At 68.7% G+C, this 21,137-nt stretch carries 15 protein-coding genes; 13 read left to right on the top strand and 2 right to left on the bottom strand.

Going from position 1 to position 21,137, the window contains the following annotated elements; all coding sequences use genetic code 11:
* Positions 1-450 precede the first annotated feature (450 nt).
* From GC106_RS31585 to GC106_RS49495, 11 genes are all read left to right on the top strand, one after another.
* Positions 451-1,272, top strand: coding sequence for a hypothetical protein (locus GC106_RS31585; protein WP_173138228.1), 822 nt, complete (start codon positions 451-453; stop codon positions 1,270-1,272).
* 160 nt (positions 1,273-1,432) lie between these two features.
* On the top strand, positions 1,433-1,726 hold the full coding sequence (locus GC106_RS31590) for a hypothetical protein (protein WP_173138230.1): 294 nt from the start codon (positions 1,433-1,435) through the stop codon (positions 1,724-1,726).
* 7 nt (positions 1,727-1,733) lie between these two features.
* Positions 1,734-2,993 (top strand): hypothetical protein, encoded by a 1,260-nt coding sequence (locus tag GC106_RS31595; protein ID WP_173138232.1) that lies wholly within the window; start codon positions 1,734-1,736, stop codon positions 2,991-2,993.
* Between the two features lie 88 nt (positions 2,994-3,081).
* Entirely contained in the window at positions 3,082-3,366 is a 285-nt protein-coding gene (locus GC106_RS31600; protein WP_173138234.1) for a hypothetical protein, read from the top strand.
* Positions 3,367-3,447: 81 nt separating this feature from the next.
* On the top strand, positions 3,448-4,434 hold the full coding sequence (locus GC106_RS31605) for a hypothetical protein (RefSeq protein ID WP_173138236.1): 987 nt from the start codon (positions 3,448-3,450) through the stop codon (positions 4,432-4,434).
* A gap of 40 nt (positions 4,435-4,474) precedes the next feature.
* Positions 4,475-4,780 carry a hypothetical protein gene (locus GC106_RS31610; protein WP_173138238.1) on the top strand — a complete coding sequence of 102 codons (306 nt, stop codon included), beginning with the start codon at positions 4,475-4,477 and terminating at the stop codon, positions 4,778-4,780.
* Between the two features lie 48 nt (positions 4,781-4,828).
* The gene (locus GC106_RS31615) at positions 4,829-9,280 is read left to right on the top strand and encodes a type VII secretion EssC family protein (protein ID WP_173138240.1); all 4,452 of its coding nucleotides are present in this window, start codon (positions 4,829-4,831) and stop codon (positions 9,278-9,280) included.
* A gap of 386 nt (positions 9,281-9,666) precedes the next feature.
* A complete protein-coding gene (locus GC106_RS31620) occupies positions 9,667-11,787 on the top strand; it encodes a fibronectin type III domain-containing protein (protein ID WP_173138242.1) in 2,121 nt (706 codons plus the stop codon).
* Complete coding sequence (locus GC106_RS31625) at positions 11,784-12,764, top strand: AAA family ATPase (protein ID WP_173138243.1); 981 nt, start codon at positions 11,784-11,786, stop codon at positions 12,762-12,764. Before GC106_RS31620 ends, GC106_RS31625 begins: the two co-directional genes overlap by 4 nt.
* A gap of 6 nt (positions 12,765-12,770) precedes the next feature.
* Complete coding sequence (locus GC106_RS31630) at positions 12,771-13,937, top strand: DUF58 domain-containing protein (RefSeq protein ID WP_246367270.1); 1,167 nt, start codon at positions 12,771-12,773, stop codon at positions 13,935-13,937.
* Positions 13,934-16,024 carry a transglutaminase TgpA family protein gene (locus tag GC106_RS49495; RefSeq protein WP_173138245.1) on the top strand — a complete coding sequence of 697 codons (2,091 nt, stop codon included), beginning with the start codon at positions 13,934-13,936 and terminating at the stop codon, positions 16,022-16,024. Before GC106_RS31630 ends, GC106_RS49495 begins: the two co-directional genes overlap by 4 nt.
* Positions 16,025-16,143: 119 nt before the next feature.
* Here GC106_RS49495 and GC106_RS31640 read toward each other — a convergent pair whose 3' ends face one another.
* On the bottom strand, positions 16,144-17,724 hold the full coding sequence (locus tag GC106_RS31640; protein WP_173138247.1) for a protein kinase domain-containing protein: 1,581 nt from the start codon (positions 17,722-17,724) through the stop codon (positions 16,144-16,146).
* A 237-nt stretch (positions 17,725-17,961) separates the two neighbouring features.
* The gene (locus GC106_RS31645; protein ID WP_173138249.1) at positions 17,962-18,450 is read right to left on the bottom strand and encodes an RICIN domain-containing protein; all 489 of its coding nucleotides are present in this window, start codon (positions 18,448-18,450) and stop codon (positions 17,962-17,964) included.
* 426 nt (positions 18,451-18,876) lie between these two features.
* Between GC106_RS31645 and GC106_RS31650 the strand changes: the two genes are divergently transcribed.
* Together GC106_RS31650 and GC106_RS31655 are read left to right on the top strand one after the other, a co-directional pair.
* On the top strand, positions 18,877-20,085 hold the full coding sequence (locus tag GC106_RS31650; protein WP_173138251.1) for a hypothetical protein: 1,209 nt from the start codon (positions 18,877-18,879) through the stop codon (positions 20,083-20,085).
* Positions 20,085-21,134 (top strand): hypothetical protein, encoded by a 1,050-nt coding sequence (locus tag GC106_RS31655; RefSeq protein ID WP_173138253.1) that lies wholly within the window; start codon positions 20,085-20,087, stop codon positions 21,132-21,134. The genes GC106_RS31650 and GC106_RS31655 overlap by 1 nt, the downstream gene beginning before the upstream one ends.
* Positions 21,135-21,137 lie beyond the last annotated feature (3 nt).

Raw genomic sequence — 21,137 nt, forward strand, 5'->3', positions numbered from 1 at the left:
ATCAGGATCATCGCGTCCTGAAAGGACCGGGCGCGTTCCGCGAGGCGCCGGCTGCCTTGCCGGTCACACTCGATGCGGCCGGCGAGGCCGACGAACGCCGGTACCCCGACAGCGGCGAGCAGGTGGTACAACCGGGCAGGAACACGCTCGATCCGCGAGACCCGACCCCGAACGAGTTAGTGGCCGAGCGCGCCCGCCCGCTCCGACGGGCCGAACGCGATGGCACCGGTACCGAGCTCCCCGAACGTCGCTCCCAGTCCCTCGCCGCCCTCCCCGAGCCAGGCTCTGCCGGAGAAGTGAGGGACAAACGGACCTCGTCACGGCCGACTGGTCCGCCCTAGCGTGACATCGGGCGACTCCGCTGGACGGGCACCGCAAGGCATACGGGCGTGACGATCGCCCGGCAGCCGCACAGCGCTGCGGTGTTTGCTGAGACGACAAGGGGACAAGATGTTGCGGGTCACCGTACGCGGACCACAGACACCAACGGTTGTACTCGGTTCAGGGGAGACACTGCTCGTCGGACGGGCGCCACTGTCCGCGATGCCCGCGGACGATCCCGACACGCAGCTTCGGTACACGACGCTCTCCCTGCCCGGATGCGCGCCGCACGTCTCACGCCTCGTCGGCGAGTTCGTGGTCGGGGACGAGATGGTGCGCCTGCGGTGGCGCGGTTCCGGCGAGGCACAACTCTCCGGACTGTTCGACGCGCCCGGCGGCGCCCGGCGCGTGACCCTCACCCAAGGCATGTCGGCGCTGCTCGACGAGGGCGAGAACCAGCTTCTGCTGCTCCGTGGGCGCCAGATTTCGTCCGCCGGACATGAGGATCTGCTGCTCGTCATCGACGTGTCGGTACCGCGACAGGCGCCACCCCGGCATCCACGGGTGATCAGTGACCCGGACGCCGCACCGACCGGCAAGGCGCCGGGCCTGGTGGCACGTGAACGGGAGTGGTATGTCGCCCTGGCGCTTGCGGAACCGTGGCTGACCGGCGCCGACGACTACCCGCGTCCACCGTCGAACCGCGAGATCTACGAGCGTGTGCTCGGCTGGCACGGTTATGCGTGGAATCTCGAACGTCCCCAACGGGTCGACGAGGCCATCCGGACGATCGCGTCGATCGCGTTCGGACCGAACGACGACCCTTTCCGGGTTCCCGCTGGGCAACGAGTGCAGAACGTACGTTTCGCAGTGGGGCGCCGCACGGCCGAGGTGCGGCTGGTGACCGCGGCCGACCTGACTGCCGTCGATCGGAGTGCCCGCGGCGGCTGACCGACGAATCGGAAGTTTCCGGCCGGGAAGGGCTCGTCGAGTCCGGCCGGGGCGCCCTAGCGTGAATCGCGAACGCGGACCCCTGTCCGGCCAGTGCGTCGGACAGCCCGCTGGAACAGCCGTCCGTGCACTCACTCGGAGCGCGACAGGGAGGTCCACAGTGGACGATGTGAGCGAGGGTTTCGAGGGTCTGCACCCGGAGGCCGCCCACCAGACGGCCGGGCTGCTGAACGCCTATGCCGCCCAACTGGAGACCAAGATCCACGAGTTCGGCGTCGAACTCACGGCGTGCGGCTGGTCCGGCCAGGATGCCGACCGTTTCCGGGACGACTGGAGCACAACGCTGTCGCGCAACCTCGGCGACGCGATCATCGAACTCCGCCGGCACGCCACGCTGTTGACCGAACGCGCCGATCGGCAGGGTGCCGTCTCCGAATCACCGCGACCACGTTAGGACCACGATGACAAACTCGAACCAGAGTATGTGCGGCGGCGATCCTGATGCGCTCGACCGGCTCGCGGACAAGGCCAACCACGGCTCGGCGGCGATCCTCGCGATCCGGGTGATCGCCGAGGGGATAGCCGCCGAGAGTCCACTGCTCGGCGACCTCGGCCGCCGGATGGTCGCCGAGTTCGAGGGGCAGCTGCTCCCCCAGCTTCGCCAGGCCGAGGACGCACTGACAAGGGTGGCCGATGTGCTGACCTGGCACGCCCAGGAGCAGCGGCACGCGTCGGACTCCACCGCACGTCCACCGGCCGGCCCCCGGCCTGCGTACGAGACGCCACCGTTGGAATCCGGCTCCGGCGGGGTACTGAACACGGTCGTCGGCGGCCTGCAGATAGCGGGTGGAACCATCGAAGCGGGGGTGGGCGGTCTCGTGGCGGCAGCCGGCTGGGTCGCGCCGGAACCGGTGGTCACCAAGGTGCTCGGAACCGCTCTGGGAGGCGCGCTGATCGTGCACGGGTCGGATACCGTCGCGGCCGGCTATCGCACGCTGCGCGACGGGAAACCACATGACACCTACACTCACCAACTCGCGGAAGCCGCGGCGCGCAAGGCCGGGGTCCCGGAGCGGGGATCGTGGTGGATCGGCTTCGGCGTCGACCTTCTCGCGGGAATAGGGCCTGCCGCGGGCGCGTCTCTCATCCGCGGCGCGGCGCCGGAGGTGGCGTCTCAGACCGACGCGCTGCTGCTGGCGACCAACCAACGCGGAGCCGGCTCGTCGACCTGGCACAGCATGGTGGGCGTCCGGATCGACGGCGTGGAACAGTGGGGCGACTTGCTCCGTGACCGCCAAAGTGGGTTACTGCAATGGTCGTTCCGTCCGATGGCGAACGCCGAACGGCTCCAAGGACCAGCTTTCGGCATGTGGGTGCGCGAGATACCCGCCGAGCCGGACAAGGCGGCCACAGCCCTGCAAGCCATGAGAGGCCTCGACGAAAGGTTCGGCAGGGACAGTCTCATCCCCCGGGTGCCGTGGTCGAGGACCGGCACGAACTGCAGCACCGCGGCCTGCGAGGTGCTGACTTCCGGTGGCCTCGACCTGCCGTGGTGGGCCGGCAAGCACCCGGCCCTGCTGCATCTGTCCCTTCACCCCGGCCTGCCGCCCGCTGAGGGTGTCGCTGCCGTCACCGGGCAGGTCGGCGCGTCCGGCGGCAACCTGCTCGGCAACGGTTCGCTCGACCCCACTGCCGGGGACGCGAGAACCCCCGGGAAATGACATCGGCCCGCCCCCTCGTGAGTGTTTATCAGGGTTAGAACACGGATAAACACTCACGAGGGTCATTACGTTCGCCAGAGGAGAAACGATGGCATACGAGAGTTTTTGGGGAATGGATCCGGAGGGGGCACTGACAAACGCCCATGACCTGCGTGAGCTGTCGGCCAATCTGAGTGTGATCACTCGCGGCATTCAGCAGCTGGTGGACGCACTGTACTGGCAGGGCGAGGACGCCGACCGGTTCCGGGACGGCTGGAACGACTTCGCTCCCACGGTAATCAGGGAGGCGGACGCCGCGTCGGAAAACAGCCGTGAGCTGTCCAGAAGGGCCTGGATGCAGGATAAGGCAAGCATGCCGTCCGTGCACCGGTGACGACCGGAAACTTCCGCTGGACACGACCGTTGTTCAATCCCTAACGTAGTTTCCAGGAATTGAGGGACCGGGGAGGGCGGCATGTCGCTCAAGGGCGCAGATGTCAAGGGAATGCGACAGATCGCGTCGTTCCTGAAGCGAGCTGCCGATATCGCTGAGAACGTGCTGAATGTCGCGCAGAGAATTCTCGACGCATTGTCGATGGCCGGGCCGTGGGCACAGTCGTTCAAGGCGTACCTTCGCACGCTCATCGCCTTCATGCGAAAAGTGATCGCCGCGCTGAAGAAGTTCACCGAGATCCTGACCGCGAACGCGCAGGAGCAGGCGGACGCCAGCACTCGGCCTGTCGCGTCCGGCGGGGGATCAGCCCAGGGTGGCAGCCCGGCAGCCGCGCCGAAACAGGACGCTCTCGGCAAGCTCACGTCGACCCTGGAAAAGATCAACAAACTCGGCGAGGAGCTGGGCAAGTTCCAGAAGCTGTTCCAGCAGAGCGAGCAGGCACCCCAGGTTCAGAACACCCCTCAGGCCCCCACACCACCGTCTCTGGACACCACCCCGACCGCTCCCCGGCCCACTGTCGCCGGCCTGCCGGACGCGATCGCACCAACCGTCGGAACCGACCCGCCCGTGGAGCGCCCGATCGAGGTGGCGGGTGGCGGGACACTCGGTGGCTCACCGGATGGCTCGGCGTCGCCCCGGTCGTCCGGCGGCCCGGACGGTTCGGCGTCGCCCCGGTTGTCTGGCGGCGGGGGCGGCGGTCTGGCGAACAGTGCGCCGCCGCCGGTCGATGAGGCTGGCGACCTGGGTGAACTCCAGGTCGCCCGTACGACGCTCGGCCCGCACGGCGCGATCCTGGCCGCGTCCGGAGCCGAACTGGAGCAGCGGGCGGACGGAATGCCGGTCTCCGCCGCGGCGTCCCGTACCGCCCTGCCGACCGCGGCCGCGGTGCTGGGGGCGTCGGCGGTCCTGGCGGGCGGCGGACGGCTGGCGATGCAGGTGAGAGCGAACCGGGCCGACGCCGGCAACGAACAGACCGTCCAGCTCGGCCGGGCAACCCTGCCGAGCTGAGCAACAGACAACCCAGTCGAACCAACACAAGGAGGAGAAGATGTCCGGCATTCTCGGAATGGAAGTCGAGCGGGCTCGGGAAGTGGCCACCAAGATCGACAGCCTCGCGGGCAAGATCATGGCCGATTTCAACGCCATGAACGGCGAGGTGCAGACGGGGTTCGAATGGAAAGGCACGGACAGCCTCCGGTTCCGGGAGACGTGGAACAGCCAGGTGCAGAAGCGGTTCAAGGAGATGGAGGAGATGTTGAAGGCGGAAGCGCTGTATCTGCGCAGGGAAGCCCAGCAGCAGGCCGACGTGTCGGGCGGCACGACAGGTGCGATCACGCCGGGTATGCAGCCCTGATCAGAAGGGCCCGGCCGTCAAGCCCGCGAGAGAACCGGAGGGTGTGCGATGTGGACACTCAGTGTGCGCCCGTCCCGGGACAGCGGACTGGCGCCGGTGGATGTGACGGTCCGGGCGCAACCGGGCGCAACCGTGCTGGATCTCGCGAACGCCCTCGGGCAGCACATCAGCCCTGGCCAGTCCGGCCTGCTCGTCGCGCCGGTCGAGAACGGCACGGTCTGGCCGGCGGACCGTCGGCTCGACGAGTGCGGGTTACGCGCGGGCAAGGTGCTCGAAGTGGTGACGGTGCCGGCGAACTGGGCGCAGCGACCCGGTTCGCCGGCCCGGCGCCGGGCGGTGCTGCGCGTGGTGTCCGGTCCGGACGCCGGGCTGGCCGTCGCCCTGTCGAGTGAGTCCGCCACGATCGGCCGGGAGGCCAGTTGCACGGTGACCTTGGCCGACCCGCTGGTGTCCCGGCTGCACGCCCGTGTCCTGCTCACTCCTACGCCGGTCGTGGTGGACGAGGGCTCCGCGCACGGCACCGCTGTCGACGGTAGTCCGATCCGGCGGCCGACCCCGGTGGGCTGGGGAGCGCCGATCGAGCTCGGCGACAGCGCGGTTGTGCTGGAGCCGGCCGGCAGCGAGGTGACCGGCACCGGGGTGCTCCGGCCGCCGCGGTTCGGCGAGCCGCTGCGCACGGACACGATCGAGGTTCCCGCACCACCCGACAAGCACGACCAGTACATGTCGGTGTGGACGATGCTGCTGATGCCGCTGGTCCTGGCGATCGGGATGCTGTTCACCAGCAGCGGCGCCTTCGGGCTGGTCTATCTGCTCGCGTACCCGGTGGCCATCCTCGGCACGCACTATCTCCAGCGCCGTCACGAAACCAGACGTTATGAGCGGGAACTCGCGCACTGGCGGGAGGATTTCGACGACGTCCTCACCGACCTCGACCGGCACAACGAGGCTCAGCGCGAGCGCGCCTTCGACGACCATCCCGAGCTGTCCGAACTGCCGCGCCGCATCCTTGTCCGGCACCCCGCGCTGTGGAACCGCAAACCCACCGACCCCGACTTCCTCGCCTACCGGTTCGGCTTGGGCCCGGTGCCCGCGATGCTCGACGGGGAGATCAAGGACGGCGGCGAGCGGGACGTGCTCGCCGCCGCCCGCACCGAGCTGGCGACCCGCCGGGTGTTGCCGTCCATGCCGGTGTGTGTGTCCACTGGGGACACTGGCGTGATCGCGTTGGCCGGTCCGCGTGACACGGTGAACGCGGTGGCCCGTGCGCTGATCATCCGGTTGTGCACCGATCACTCCCCGACAGACCTTTCGATCGCCGCGGTGCTGGGCCGCGACGCCGAACACCACGAGACGTGGTTGCGATGGCTGCCGCAGGTGACTCGCAGGGTCGGCGGAGTGGCGCCGGTCGCGGTGGGTGCCACCGATGGACAGGCCTTGCTCGACTTGCTCGCCGCGGCGGAGAACGGCACCGGTGAAACGTTGTGCGTCGTCGACGAGGATGCCGGCGTCCCGCGCCGTGTCGTCGAGGCGGTCGCGGCCATCGCGGCGCAACGGCGGCTGCGGCTGCTGTGGCTGGGCAAGGACCCGAGGTACGTGCCGTCCGGCACCGATGTGCTGCTCGACCTGACCGCTTCCGTTCCGGCCAAGATGATCACCGCCGCGATGACGCTGCCGGATGGGCCCGCACCGGTCGCGGTCGCCCAGGTCGCCCACCGGGACCGGACGGGTGTCGCCCTGGTCACCGACCTTGACCGGCTCGACCTGGCCACCGCGTGGACGGTGGCGCGCAGCATGACCGGGTACACCGACGAGGCGGCGGTACTGCCCGCGGACACCGCGTTGCCCGAGATGGTCCGGTTGCCAGAGATCACCGGCGACGTCAGGGACGCGGACGACGAGGGCCCCGTCCTGGAACGCTGGCGGGCCAGCCGGGGACTGCGCGCTCAGATCGGTATGGGTGTGGACGGCCCGGTCACCCTCGACCTACGCGACGACGGCCCGCACGGGTTGGTCGCAGGCACCACAGGCTCCGGCAAGAGTGAGCTGTTGCAGACACTCATCTGCTCGCTGGCCCTGAACAACCCACCGAGCCGGATGACGTTCCTGCTGGTCGACTACAAGGGTGGCGCGGCGTTCCGCGAGTGCGCTGACCTGCCGCACACCGTCGGCTACATCACCGACCTCACCCCGGCGCTGGTCAAACGCGCGTTGACGTCGCTGACCGCGGAAGTGAACGCCCGTGAGGAAACGCTCGAGCAGTACGGCGCCAAGGATCTGATCGCGCTGGAACGTGAGCACCCCGAGGCGTGCCCGCCCAGCCTGTTGATCTGTGTCGACGAGTTCGCCGCGCTGACCGCCGAGGTACCGGACTTCGTCGACGGGATGGTCAACATCGCGCAACGCGGCAGGTCGCTCGGCATGCACATGCTGCTCGCCACGCAACGCCCGGCCGGCGTGATCACGGCCCAGATCAAGGCGAACACCGACTTGCGCATCGCGCTGCGGGTCAACTCCACTGACGACTCGAGTGACGTGATCGAGCGCAAGGACGCCGCCACGATCTCTCGCCGAACCCCTGGCCGCGCATGGATCCGGCGCACTGGGCACGGCACGACTGAACTGGTCCAGTCCGCTTGGGTCGGTGCCTGTGAGGAGTTGCGCGCGGCAGGTGAGCGCGTCGACGTCCGCCCGTTCACGGCTCGCGAGTTGCGCGGCGACGCGGGCTACGACACAACATCCGGCCCGGTTCGGTCGCACGCCCGCACCGATCTGGATCGACTGGTCACCACCATTGGCGGGGCATTCGTGCGCTCCGGCCAATCCAGGCCGAAGCGCCCCTGGCTGCCGGCCCTGCCAGGCGAACTGCCGCTCGGCTGCCGGGAACTCGGCGAGCTGCTGATCGGCGCGGGCACCGTGGACGAAGAGCAGGTACCGGGAGCGACAGAGCACGTGCTGCGGCTGCGCGCCGACACAGGCCAGGTCCCGATCGGACTCGCCGACCGGCCGAAGCAACAGACGCAACCGCCGGTGGTGCTGGACTTCCCGCAGGCCGGGCACATCCTGGTGTACGGCACATCTGGCAGTGGCAAGACCGAACTGTTGCGCACCACCGCGATCGCCGCCACCTTGGCCGCGGGCCCGGACGAACCCCCGCCCTACGTCTACGGCATCGACTTCGCCGGCGGCGGTCTCGGCGTGCTCGACGGATGGCCCTCGGTCGGCTCGATCATCAAGGAACAGCAGCCGGAGCGGGTGCTGCGGCTGCTGCGAATGCTCAAGCGCACGGTCGACGAGCGCAACGCGGCACTCGCCGGGACGGGCGCGGCCGACCTCGGATCGCTGGCCGCGGCCGGCTACCCGATGCCACGCATCCACGTGCTCATCGACAATCTGCCGTCACTCAACGACACGCTGGAGGGAGGCGGTGCGGTGTACCGGCAACACGCCGACCTTCTTGCCTCGGTGTTGCAGGACGGCCGCCGCTGCGGTGTGCACATCACCGCTACCAGCCCGCGCCGGTCCGGGGTGCCTGCGCACCAGCAGGCCTCGTTCGGGGAGCGGCTGGTTCTGCGCATGACGACCGACGACGACTACATGATGCTGGGCGCGCCAAGCGGAGTGGTGACCGCGGACAGCCCACCGGGTCGTGGTCTGCTTGGACGCACTGAGATCCAGGTCGCGACCATCGGCGGCGCTGGCACACCGGTGCAGCAGGAGCGGATGCGTACTCTGGCCGCGCTCGTCGAGGATCGTTACGCCGACGCGGCGCCGGTAAGTGTGCCGCGAATGCCGGACCGTGTGCCGCAGACCGCGCTGCCCGCGCCTTCGCGGGACGAACTTGTCGTGGCCGTCGAGGCGGACTACGTCAGCGGCATCACGATTGCCCTCACCGACGGCCCGGTGCTGATCGCCGGTCGCAGTCGCAGCGGCAAGAGCAGCGCTTTGGCCGGCATCGCGGGTCTTGCCCGGCGATCCGACGTCCCGCCCGCCGAAACTGTCCTAATCGGACCGGGTTGTGCCGGTGCCCGAGGCCGCCAGGACTACGACACCGTGCTCGACGACCTCGCCACCATCGCCGACTGGCTACCCGGATGGCGCGCGGCCCTCACGGGGGACGACAGCTGGCGCCTTCTGCTCATCGATGACGTGCACGTGTGGGAGCGGGCTGCCGAGAACGGTGGCGAGGCCCGCGACGTCCTCGCCACGCTGGCGGGCATCGCCGCCGACGCGGCCAGGACCGGCCTTGCCGTGATCGTCGCGACTGACCCTGACGAGTCCCGCAGCCGCCCATACCTGGACGGCCCCGTGCTGGTCGCGAAAGGCGGCAGGCGAGGCTTGTTGCTCCAACCGGACTACTCGGACGGATCGCTGCTCGGCATCACCATGCCGTCGCACACGGTGGAACCGTTGACCGGCCCTGGCCGGGGCCTGTGGTGTACGGCGGGTATCGCCCAGGTCGCGCATGCCGTGTCGGGAGCTGTGGAAGCGGAAGCGTGACAAATGGCCATTCTTCAGCCGGTCGGCGCGACCGGCCGATCCCGGTACCCGGAAAACGCCGGATTCCGCGCCTGCCCGGTGACGTATCTGCCAGCCGCGAGATCCGGAAGGTTCCGCCCGTGAACCTCTCGACCACGCCGCGGCGTGGGCCTACTCTCGGTCCCACAACGCCGAATCAGTGCCCGTAACGCGAAAATCCTGGTACGCCAGGGAAAAATTGACCACAGCGAGCCATGTGCTCTTGCTCCACATGGCGATACCGGCGACATGTTGACCGGCGTTAACGTGGACGTTGCCGAGCCGGCGATCGGGGTGAGCCGTGGACTCGGTACCACCACGCCGGATTGCTCACAACGTGTCTGTCGAGCCGGCCAAGGGGGAGGATCATGACCGGACGCGTGTCGGGACCGCTCTCGCGGTTCCGCGGACTCGTCAAGCCGTGGGGTTCGAAGGCCGCCACTCTGGTGGTGATCGGCGTGGTGGTGGCGGGAACGGTCGTCGGCGTTCTGTTCGGCGACGGCGTGGCACGCACGATCGTCGACATCTCGGACGGATCTACCTGGCTGGCGGACGATTCACGCGGTCAAGTGGTGCAGGTCAACCCGAGCACAGGCAAGCCGGAGGCCCGCGTAGCCGTGGGACAGCCGGGATCGGACCTGGACGTGCGACAACGCGACGGGCGCCTGATGGTGGTCAACCGGCGGACCGGGGAGGTCACGTCGATCGACCTGGCCACCTTGCTGGCGTCGGGCCGTCGTCAGGTGACCGCGGGTGACGCGGCGGAAGTGTTGCTGGACAAGAACCGGATGTACGTGGTGGACCGCGACAAGGGCACGATCACGAACGTCGATCCCGCGTCGACCCAGACGATCGGCGAGGAATGGCGCTCCCCCACTCCGTTGGCGGACGCCGCGGTGGACGGCGCCAGCCGGGTATGGGCGATCGACAAGGACGGCAGGTTGTCCGAGGTCGCCTGGTCGGACGATGCGACGAGGTTCGTGGAACAGCAACAGCAACGGCCTGTCCGGGGCGCCGGCGGCGGCCAGTCCGCCTTGGTCGCGCACGACCGTGGCGTCACCGTGCTCGGACCTGATCAGGGTGTCGTGGTGCAGGTGGACACCGGTCATGATCGTGCCATCGCGGTGCCTGGCCTGAAAACTCCCCTGTGGGCGGCCGATGCCAGTCCGGCCGACCTGGTCCCGGCCGCCGTGGAAAGCAGCGGGACCGTCATTGTCGTACGCGCCGATCAGGTCCTTGAGGTGCGTGTCACCGACATCGGCTGCCGCAAGCCCACCAAGCCCGCCGTCCTGCACGATCTGCTGTACGTGCCGTGTTCGGGCGCACGCAAGGTGATCGTGCTCGACAAGGACGGACGGCGTGCCCGGGCGGACATCGTGACGCCCGAGGGTGGTGAGCCCGAACTGGTTCTCGACGACGGGCGGCTGATCGTCAATGTGCCAGGCGCGAGCACGGCGGTCGTGGTGGACCACGACGGAAGTACTCGCACTGTGGACACCAAGGATCCGAATGGCCGCGTCCGTGACGTCGACGGGCGCGAAACCCCACCCCCGCCGCCTCCTCCAGCCCAGGCTGACACCCCAGCCGCGCCACCTCCCGGGCAGGGACCGGGCAACGCGGTGACTGTGGTGACACAACCAGCCGTGACCGCGCCGCCAGTGACCGCGCCACCGGCGGCCACACCACCACCTCCGCCGCCACCGTCCACCACGAGGACAACACCAACCACCACAACGGTTCCACCGCCTCCGCCGACCCCTGAGGAAGTGCGGCCGAAGAGTGTGACGGCCACCGCTCGGGCCGACGGTTCGGTGCTGGTGACCTGGACACCTGGCCCGAAACGGCCTGAGCGTTTCCAGGTGCTGCTCAACGGTACGACGCCTGCCCTGGTCACTCAGGTGCCCGGCACCGCCACCTCGGCGGTGCTCACCACCGTGAAACCTGGCACTACCGGCACTTTCTTCGTGATCGGCGTACCGCCGGGACATCCGCAGGGCACTGGCCTGCCGACGTCGCCCGCCAGCAACGCGGTGACCGTCTTCACCAGGCCCGGACCGCCCACGAGCCTGACCATCGTACGGGCCAACTTCGAGGACGGACGCCTCTACGTGTGGGTGCGGTGGCAACCCGCCGAGCCCAACGGCAGGACGGTCACTGCCTACCGGCTCGTCGGTCGTGCCAGCAACGGGGAAACGTATCGGGATGACGACGCCAAACTCGAGACGTTCCGGCGTGGCGCACTGAGCCGGTACGCCTGCGGCAGCGACTGTTTCCTCGCCGGTATCAAGGTCGAAATCGAGGTGACAGCGGTGAACGAGGCCGGCGCAGGCCAGCCCGCGAAGATCGAATGGGAGCACGAAGGCGTTCCCCGGCAAAGGTCGGGCAACGGCCCGATCCCGGTCGTGCCGGTAGCAATACCGTCGCTGCTTTCCGGCTTGACCGGTTTGATCGCAGGGCGGCGCCGCCGTCGCAAGGAGGCAAGTCGATGACCACCGCACCAACCGCCCTGTCGACCGGTGACATCGTCGGATTCCGCACCCTGCACGCCAGACTGGGCGACGCCATCGAAATCGCCGTACGCGGCAAGCGTTCCGCGGTGGACCTCGTGCTGGTGGCCTTGTTCGCCGGTGGCCACGTGCTGATCGAGGACGTCCCGGGGACCGGGAAGACCACTCTGGCCCGGTCGGTCGCGGCGGCGCTGGGCGGCGTGACGCGCCGCATCCAGTTCACACCCGACCTGTTGCCCAGCGATGTCACCGGCACGTCGGTGTACGACCCACGCACCGGCGACGTGCGCTTCCGTCCGGGACCGGTGTTCGGCAACGTCGTGCTGGCCGACGAGATCAACCGCGCCGCGGCCAAAACCCAGTCCGCCCTCCTTGAAGTGATGGAGGAACGGACAGTGACCGCGGACGGCACAGTGCACCTGGTGCCCGACCCGTTCCTGGTCGTGGCAACACAAAACCCCATCGACCTGGACGGCACGTACCGCCTGCCGGAGGCACAACTCGACCGGTTCCTCATCCGTACCGCACTCGGCTACCCGGATGTCGAGCACGAACTGGAAGTGCTCCAGCCGTCAGGCAGCGCGGGCGCGGTCGTGGACGTGCCGACGGTCAGCAGGCCGGACGAGGTGGTCACGTACACACGGATGCTGCGCCAGTTGTTCGTGGCCGAGCCGTTGCTGCGATACGTCCGGTCGATCGGAATGGCCACCCGAACGGATACGCGGCTCCGGCTCGGTGCCAGCTCACGAGGTTTGCGAGCGCTCGTGCGGTGTATCCAGGTATACGCCGCCGCACAAGGCCGCAACTATGTCGTCCCCAGCGACGTTCAACGGCTCGCGGCGCCGGTACTGGCCCATCGCCTCGTGCTCACGAGAGACGCGATCCTCGCTGGGACAACAGCGAACCAGGTCGTCACCGACGCGGTGGCCAAGGTCGACGTGCCCAGCCCGACGAACTGAGCGCACATGTTCCGCGTACTGGGCTGGTTGACCCCGAGAGGCAGCGGTGCGCTGCTGGTCGGCGGTGCACTGCTGGCAACGGGGATCGCGTGGCGCTATCCCGGCCTGATCGCTTTCGGCGCGGGCCTGCTGCTGCTTGCGACACTGGGGCTCGTGTCGGTCGCGGTCCCGGTACCGATCTCGTTGGAACGCACGGTTTTTCCGGTCCAAGTCGCCCGGTACGGCACCTGCACCGCGACGCTTCGTGTGCGGCACAAGGGAAGCGCATGGCCTGTCACCTTGGACGCCGTCGACCATCTGGACGGTGAGCCGCTTCCGGTGCAGGCCTCCCGGCTGCGCCCCGGCGAGACGAAGGAGATGACATATGCGATTCCCACTCTGCGGCGGGGAGTGCGTGTCGTCGGCCGTCTGGTGGTGCACCGGCACGGCATAGCGGGTCTTGCTCGCCGGACCATCAGCCTCGGCGACACGGTGAACGTGCATGTCCTCCCCCGCACGCTGACGGTCCGAACGCTGCCAGCCGGGGTACGCCGCAACCACGACGGAACAACCGAACAAGTCGAGCGCGGCGGCACGGACCTGGTGGGACTAAGGGAATACACGCCAGGAGACGACCTGCGACGGCTGCACTGGGCGACCAGTGCCCGGACCGGCACGCTCATGATCCGCGAAGACGCCGACCCCGCCCGGCCTCAGCTCGCCGTTCTGCTCGACGACCGGATCTCCAGTTACCGCAACGTCGATGTGGACTTCGAGGATGCCGTCGAGGTGGCGTCATCACTGGTGAGTGCCGCGATCGAGGCTGGTAGTCCGGTGCGGCTGCGCACCGTGTCCGGTGGCGTGGACGTCGAGATCAGCGGGTTGCCCGGCAGCGACGACGCCGCCGCGATAGCCAGCCTGTTCGCGGCATTGGCCGATGTGGCCGGAACTCCAGGCGACGACCGTCCAGCGGCCGTGCTGCCGCACAGCCGTGACGTCGTGGCGGTGATCAGCGGCACGCTCGCCGACGCCGGTTCGCTGGTGCTGGTTGCCGCCAGTGCCGTCGTGGGCGTCGTGCTCCTGGTCGACCTTCGGTACACCGGACGCGTCGACACCGCCGACAACGTTCTTGTGCTCCGCGGTCCCCGCGCGGAGGAACTGCTGGAGCTGTGGGATCGGGGGATGGTTCCGTGATCGGCCGTGTGTGCTGGGCCGCGGCACTCCTCATGGTGGCCTCGTTCCACCTGTCGGAGGGGTGGACCGGATGGCAGGCACTACTGACGATGATGCTCGCCGCCGTCGCTCCGGTTGTTCTGGTGGCGCTGGCCGTACGCCTCAAGATGAGGATCGGCATCGCGGTGGGCGTACTCGCCGGTGTGGTGGCCCTCGGTACGTCTCTGGCGGCCATTTCGACCGGTACTGGCCTCGTGACCGCGTTGCGCGACTCGGTACCCCGGTTGCTGACCGCGCCTCGGCCAGCTCCGGCCACCATCGACCTGATGCTTCCTGGCGCACTGCTTGCCGCGATCGTCGGATTGATTGTCGCGGCACGCGTCGCGCGCGACGGTCGTGCATTGGTGGCGCCGCCGGCAGGTGCCAGCGTGCTGTATGTCGCGACCGCGTTGCTCACCAACGGGCAGGCAGATCGGTACGGTTTGGCGGCTGCCGGCCTGTTGCTGCTCACCGCCGCGGGATGGCTGTTTCTCGACCGCCCCAACGGCCGACACATCGCGCCCGCGTCAGCCGTCGTGGTGACAGTCGGCTCGGCCTGTGTCGGCCTGTTCGCCGCGGTTCTCCCGATGAGCGACGCGTTCGAGCCGCGAGAACTGGTCCGGCCGCCTTCGCATCGGCTGTCCGAGCCAAGCCCCTTGCCCCGGCTGGCCGCGTGGGCACTCCAGGGTGACGTGGAACTGATGCGGGTGCGAGGTGAACCCCGGCCGATCCGGCTGGTCGCGCTGGCGGAGTACACCGGCTCCTCCTGGCGCGTCAGCGGGCTGTACCGGCCGTTGGGCGCGGACGAGCAGGCCAGCCTGCCTGCCGGGCAACGCCGGACTCGCGTCACCGCGAACGTACATGTGTCCGGTTTGGACGGTCCCTGGCTGCCCACCGTCGGCGATCCGGTCCACGTCTCGCTGCCCAACGTGGACGTCGACCCGGACTCCGGATCCAGCGTGGTCCCCGGCGGACTTCGGGCCGGAACGCGTTACGAGATCAGCGGGGACCTGGATGATGCCCGCCCGGACGACATCACCGCGGCCGGTGTACCCGACACCCCGGTGACCGCGCCATACCTGTCCACGCCGAACTTGCCGTGGCAGCTCGCGGAATACGCCCGGCAAGCCACCCACAACGCGAACACCCCGTACGAACAGGCCGTCGCCATCGAGCACGCCGTGCGCTCAGGCCGCAAGTTCGACGCGGGTGCGCCGACCGGCACCTCCTATGCGCGGCTGACCACGTTCCTGCTCGGCCCGCCGGAAGAGGCAGGCGCACAGGCGGGAACGGCGGAGCAGTTCTCCGCCGCGTTCGCCGTGCTGGCTCGCGCCGCCCGGCTGCCGACGAGGATCGTCGTGGGTTTTGCTCCTGGCGAGCGAGCCGAAGACGGCACGCTGATCGTGCGCGGCAGACACGCGACAGCTTGGCCTGAGGTCTACTTCGCCGGTTGGGGCTGGCATGCGTTCAACCCGACCCCGTCGGGCGACGGCTCGACACCCACCGTCGACGCCGCAAGGCAAGAAGTTCTCGCGCGACTGGCGGAACGCGCCACGAGCGCGATCGTGCCCGCCTCACCTCGGTCCACACCACCGGCACCCAGCCATCAGCAGGCAGCACCACCGGCAACCACCGGTACTCCCGCTGCGAGCCGGCTTGGTCAGACCATCGCGTTGCTGATCGGGCTCCTGGTGCTGCCGTTGGTCGTGGTGGCCGGCGCCCGGACCGTTCGGCGCGCGCGACACCGGCGTCGCGGTCCGCAGGGCGCGTGGGCCGAAGTCCTCGATCTGCTTGTCCTGCTGGGGCGACCCGCTGTGGGCTCGCAGGCCGCTCCGGACATCGCCGCCGGTCTCGCGGCACTGCTCCCGCTACCGCGGCACGGCGATCCCCACCCGGCGGCACGCCTCGCGTGCGCCGCCGACCAGGCCGCGTTCGGTCCCAATCCACCAACTCCTCGTCCGGAAGCCTGGACCGACCTCCGCGTGCTGCGACGCGCGGCTCGGCGAGTTGTCCCATGGCATCGACGGCTCTTGTGGCCTGTCGATCCGCGCCCCCTACGCAGGCGGTAGGTCGTGTTTCAAATGCCCGATCGCGATAGCCGGGCCGGATGCGGCCCCTGACGCCACCGAGCCGATTCCGGCCTCCGGCCGGGGCAGACTCTCATCGACCGGGACATCCGAAACACGACCTAGCCGCGCATGCCGGTGCACCGTTCCGGCGATGCGCCGCGGCGACCACTGTCCACAATGGCCACTACCTGGAAGCAGTACTGACGCGCGGCAGGGTCCAGTCCTTCGACGGTGAACTGCGTCGTGCCCTGCGAGACGCGTGCCACGACTTCGTACGTGTCGCCGGCTCTGCGCGTCACGACAAAAGTCCCGGTTCTGTCGGTCGGGTCGGTCCATCGCAGCACCACGCTGGTCGACCGGTCCTCCAGCCCGACAATGGCCGGGCTGAGCTTGGGGTCGCTGGTGTCGACCTCAGGCAGGCCGGTCCGCCCTGGTTCCGGCCCGGTGTACGTCGGCACCGACACCCCGCCGTCCAACGGCGCCGGGCGGCGCGTCGGCGCCGAATCGCGCAACAGGGCCATCAACACGCCGATCACAGTCCCGACCACGACGGCGGTCGCACCGAGGAGCGCGATCCGCCGCCATGGCCTGTGTTTCTCGATCGTGTCCTCAGGTGGCGCGGCAGGTTCGTCCAGCACCAGATCCTTGCCACTGCCCGTGGCTTCCTCGCTTGCCTGGGCAGGCACCCCACTGTCCAAATGGGCCAGTGCGGACGTGGCGATGGGGCGCACCGTGCGAACAGGTTCCGGCGGTTTCGGCGCGTCGAACGACTCCGCGGTCCGATCACGCACGACCGCGGTACCCGCGAGTCGCGCCGCGATGTCGCCAGTCGCCCTGGTCCCACCCGTGGCCCGGGGCGCCCATGCCTGCGCGTCGGTGGTCACAGCGGCCAGCGCGGCACGAACCGAGGCAGCGTCGGGAAAACGGTCGGCTCGCTCCTTCGACAGGCACCGGTCGACGATACTGGCCAGCTCGGCCGGAACGTCCCCTCTGGACAGTGGCCGATGGCGGTCGCTGCGCACCCGCCGAATGTAGGACAACGCTGTGTCGGAGTCCGGGTCCTCGGCCGCGAACGGCGGCCTGCCGTCAAGCAGCGTGTACAGCGTCGAACCCAGGGAGTAGACGTCGTCCGCCACTGTGGGCGGCTCGCCGTCGAGGATCTGCGGTGCCGCGTGCCGGTAGCTGAAGCGCTCCAACGAAACGGAATGACCTGCGTCGATCCCCCGCGCCAAGCCGAAGTCGGCCAGTACGTATGACGTGGGCAGCATGAGGATGTTCTGTGGCTTGACATCCCGGTGCAACACGCCTTGGGCATGCGCGAATGCCAGCGCATCCGCCACCACGGTACCTACCGCGACGACGTCCTCCACCGCGAACGCACCACGCTCACGTAACCGGTCGTGTAACGAACCCAGGTCGTAATACTCCATCACCAGACACGGCTTGCCCTCACCGACCGTGCCGGTGTCGATCACCGTCACGATGTTCGGGTGCTGCCGCCCCAGCCGTACAGTGATCTCCAGTTCCCGCTGGAATCTGGCGGCCGTGGCCGCGTCGTCGACCAGAATCACCTTGACGGCGACGTCCCGGTCCAGTCCCTCCTGCCGGGCCCGGTACACGACGCTGTCCCCGCCCTTGGCAACCTCGACCAGCCCGCTGTAGCCCGGCAGGGTGAACTGCGGGCCATCATCTGGCGTCATCGCGGAAACCTCCAGCATGCGGCGCTTACACCGATCCTACCGACGATCGCGACCAGGTCGGCGGACCAAGTCCGCCCGGAGAACCGGGAACGTTCCGCCTTTCTGGAAGCCCCTCCCGCCAACGTGATCGAGACGAAGTGCGGACAATCTGTGCGCGTTTCGGTGCGGCCAGCCGACCCGAGAAGACACCGAGCGTCGGGTTCGTAGGCCCGACGCTCGGTGTCTTCAGTCAGTAAGTCAGTCATAAATGAACGACCACTGCTGCGACGGTGCGTCCGTGCACTCCTGCACCTGGATCTCGGCTCCGTTCTGCCTCAGGGAGTCGTGGGCGACGTCCAGGCAGGAGTCGAGGGCGTCGGACTCCAGAGCCAGGCCTGTCGGGTCGTCCCGCCACCGCTGGTTGTCACCGCCGTGACAATCCCACAGTTGAATCCTGTGGTCGGCCAGATCCACGTCGAGACAACGCCCAGATTCGTCGTTGCGGAGCGTGCCCGTGTCCCGGTCGTAGTGCCACCACTGGTTGTCACCGTCGTGGCAGTCCCACAGTTGCACCTTCGTGCCGTTGGCATCGAGTGTGCCCGTGTCGGCATCCAGGCACTGATCGAACGCACGGTTCACAATCTTGACAGCGGGGTCCGCGAAAGCGGTGCCCGCCAACGGGATGGTGACTCCGGCGAGCGCGATCACCGCTGCCACGACGGCCCGTACCAGGTTTTTCCCTACCATGACCACATTCCTGTCATTCGACGACAGTGGACGACGGACAAGTCCCGGCCAGAGCCGCGGATGTGCACGGGCCTGCTCCGAGTTGTCCCAGCATTGAACGGAAACGACGTTATCGAGGCGGAACCTGCCTCACAACGGCACGACCCACAAATGCACTCTGCTGGGTGGGTGACGCCTCCGGAGCCTGAACGAAAGAGTGGTGTCGCCGCCGGACTCTCACACCTTGTCTCCCCGTGTCATCCAGCCGGATGACCACAGTGGTCGCACACCGGGCTGAACCGCGGCCCCGCGCCCGCGGAGGTCGTCTCTGACGGCGCACGAACGGCAAGACCGGACGCTCGCCCGATCGGGCAGGAACGGGCCACGCGGGGGCAATCCTGGCTTCCTGGCTTGGACGGCCGCCGAACGGGCCGTCATCCTGGGCCGATGGGATCGAGGGAATGGGACCACCACGTCCACGAGAGTGGGCCGGCCCAGCCGTCGATTCCCGACAAGGCGGCCACCCCGGGCGCGGGCCTCGTCGAGCTCCAGCGTCAGGCGGGCAATGCCGCGGTGTGCCGGCTGCTGGGTGTGCAACGTCAGCCCTTGACGTCCACGGCACAGCCCAGCGGTTCCGAGCTCAACCTCCAGCTACAGCAGAAGATGGGCCAGCAGCCGCCCGACTTCCATGGTGCGGTGCAGGTGCTCGACCAGATGAACGACGGGGATCGGGACGCGGAGATCCGGGCGATCTCGCCGACCCTGCACGTCGAGTTGTTCAAGGCCGCGCTCCGCGCCTTTCTGATGACCCCGCCGCCGCACCGCGTCACCGACACGATCCACGCGATCAACGGCGCGGCGTCCCGGCAGGCGCGCATCGAGTACTTCCGCGAGGTGGTGGGAGCGTCCGATTGGCGGCGGGCGGCGTTGACGCTCAACGGGTTCAGCAATCCCGACATCCTGGAGATGTACACCAACCCGCGGCTCCCGGTGCCGACGCTGACCGGCATCCGGGACGCCGCCGTGCAGTTCATGGCCGGCTGGAACAGCCGGGTCGTGGACCCCATCCACGACCTCCTGCAAGCCGTGACCGCGGACGCCATGGGCGCGGCGGTCGGCAGCCAGGCGACGTGGGTTCCGTCGCGTCCCGGATCGGGCGACACGTTCGACGCGTGGGCGTCTGCCGCGTCGGAGAGCGCCGCCCCGACGATCACCCCCACGATGACGATCAACTGCTGGGAGATGGTGCTGCTCGTCGCCTATCGCGCCGGCACATTGAGCTGGCGGTGGATTCACGAGACCTATGTCGCCTCTGGTGCCGCGTTGGGCGGCACTTCCTGGTTCGACTACCTGGCCCGGCGGCTCACCCCGCGCACCCGTCAGCCGTACAACGCGGGCAATCCCGGCGGCCCCGCGCCGGCGCGTGGTGACATCGTGCTGTGGAACGGCGTCGACCATGTCGGCCTGGCGATGGGTGGCCGGGACGGGGCCGGACGGGTGAAGGTCTACAGTTTCTGGCCGCCACCGCAGAAAGACTCGATCAGGGGGACCATGGACGGCATCAAGGAGACCACCGTCGAACAGCTGACCCAGTACATCGAGGCGAATCTGTCGCCCCCGCCGACGCGCGTCGAGTTCGGACCCGGGCCATGGTGATGTCCGCACGCCTGGCCGGGCGCATTCCCTGGAACAGTCCGGACGGGCTTCCCGAGCGGATCGTCCAGGGCCCGCAGTCAAGCGCTCTCACGGACATCGCCTCACCTCCGCGCCGCCTGAACGTCGTGGTCCGGTCCGGCGCGGACGGCATCGCCCAGGTGTGTGCGCCCTCGTTCGCCGGTTCGGTGCGGGTGATCCGCCTTACCTCCCCGGTCATGGCGGCGGAGGTGCCCGGCGAGGACGCCGTGATGCTGACGGACGGCTCGCTGATCGCACGCGCCGGAAACACCATCACCAAGTACCAAGACGGCACACCCGCGTGGTCGGTGCACGACCTGCCCGGCCCTGCACGATTGTTCGCCACCGCCGACGACACCGCTTATGCCGCGACAGACGCGGAGCTGTTCCTGCTCGACGGCAACGGGACTCGTGTTGCCCAATGGACACCCGGTGGTGAGCCGGTACTGCGCCCCGACGGCCGGATAGCCTTCGTCCGTTACGACGAGACACGTCCGGGCCGCACCATCGTGTCGCTCGATCCCTTGACTGGCAAGGAATCCACTGTTGAAGCGACGGCGGAAGCCTTCGGCTTCCTGGCGTGCCTGATCGGGGTCGACCTGACGGGTCGCGCGTACGGATTCAGCGACGGCATGCTCGGCTGCGTGGCTCCCGATGGCTCGGTCGCCTGGCAGGTCAATCCTCGCGGTGCCGCGGTCTCAGCCAATGACCTCACCATGCTGGTGGGAACCGAATTGCTGCTCAGCGACGGCACAACCGTACGAACCGAAGCCGACGGCGCGATCCTGATCGGCCAGACCACAGCCGGCGAGTACCTCCTTTATCACCGTGAACCGGTCCCCGGGAACAGTTCGTTGCTCCGGCTGAGCCCCAACGGCGCGATCACCGGCACCGAAGGCCTGCGAGAAGACATGTGGGTCAACGGCACGGATCTGCGTCCACCGGCGATCACCTCGGTAACGCCGAACGGCGAGGTGCTGATGGCGGCGCTCAGTCCCGAAGGCCTGGCGATTATCGCCGTCACGTCATAGATC

The sequence above is a fragment of the Kibdelosporangium persicum genome (genome assembly GCF_013280595.1).
GTDB lineage: Bacteria > Actinomycetota > Actinomycetes > Mycobacteriales > Pseudonocardiaceae > Kibdelosporangium > Kibdelosporangium persicum.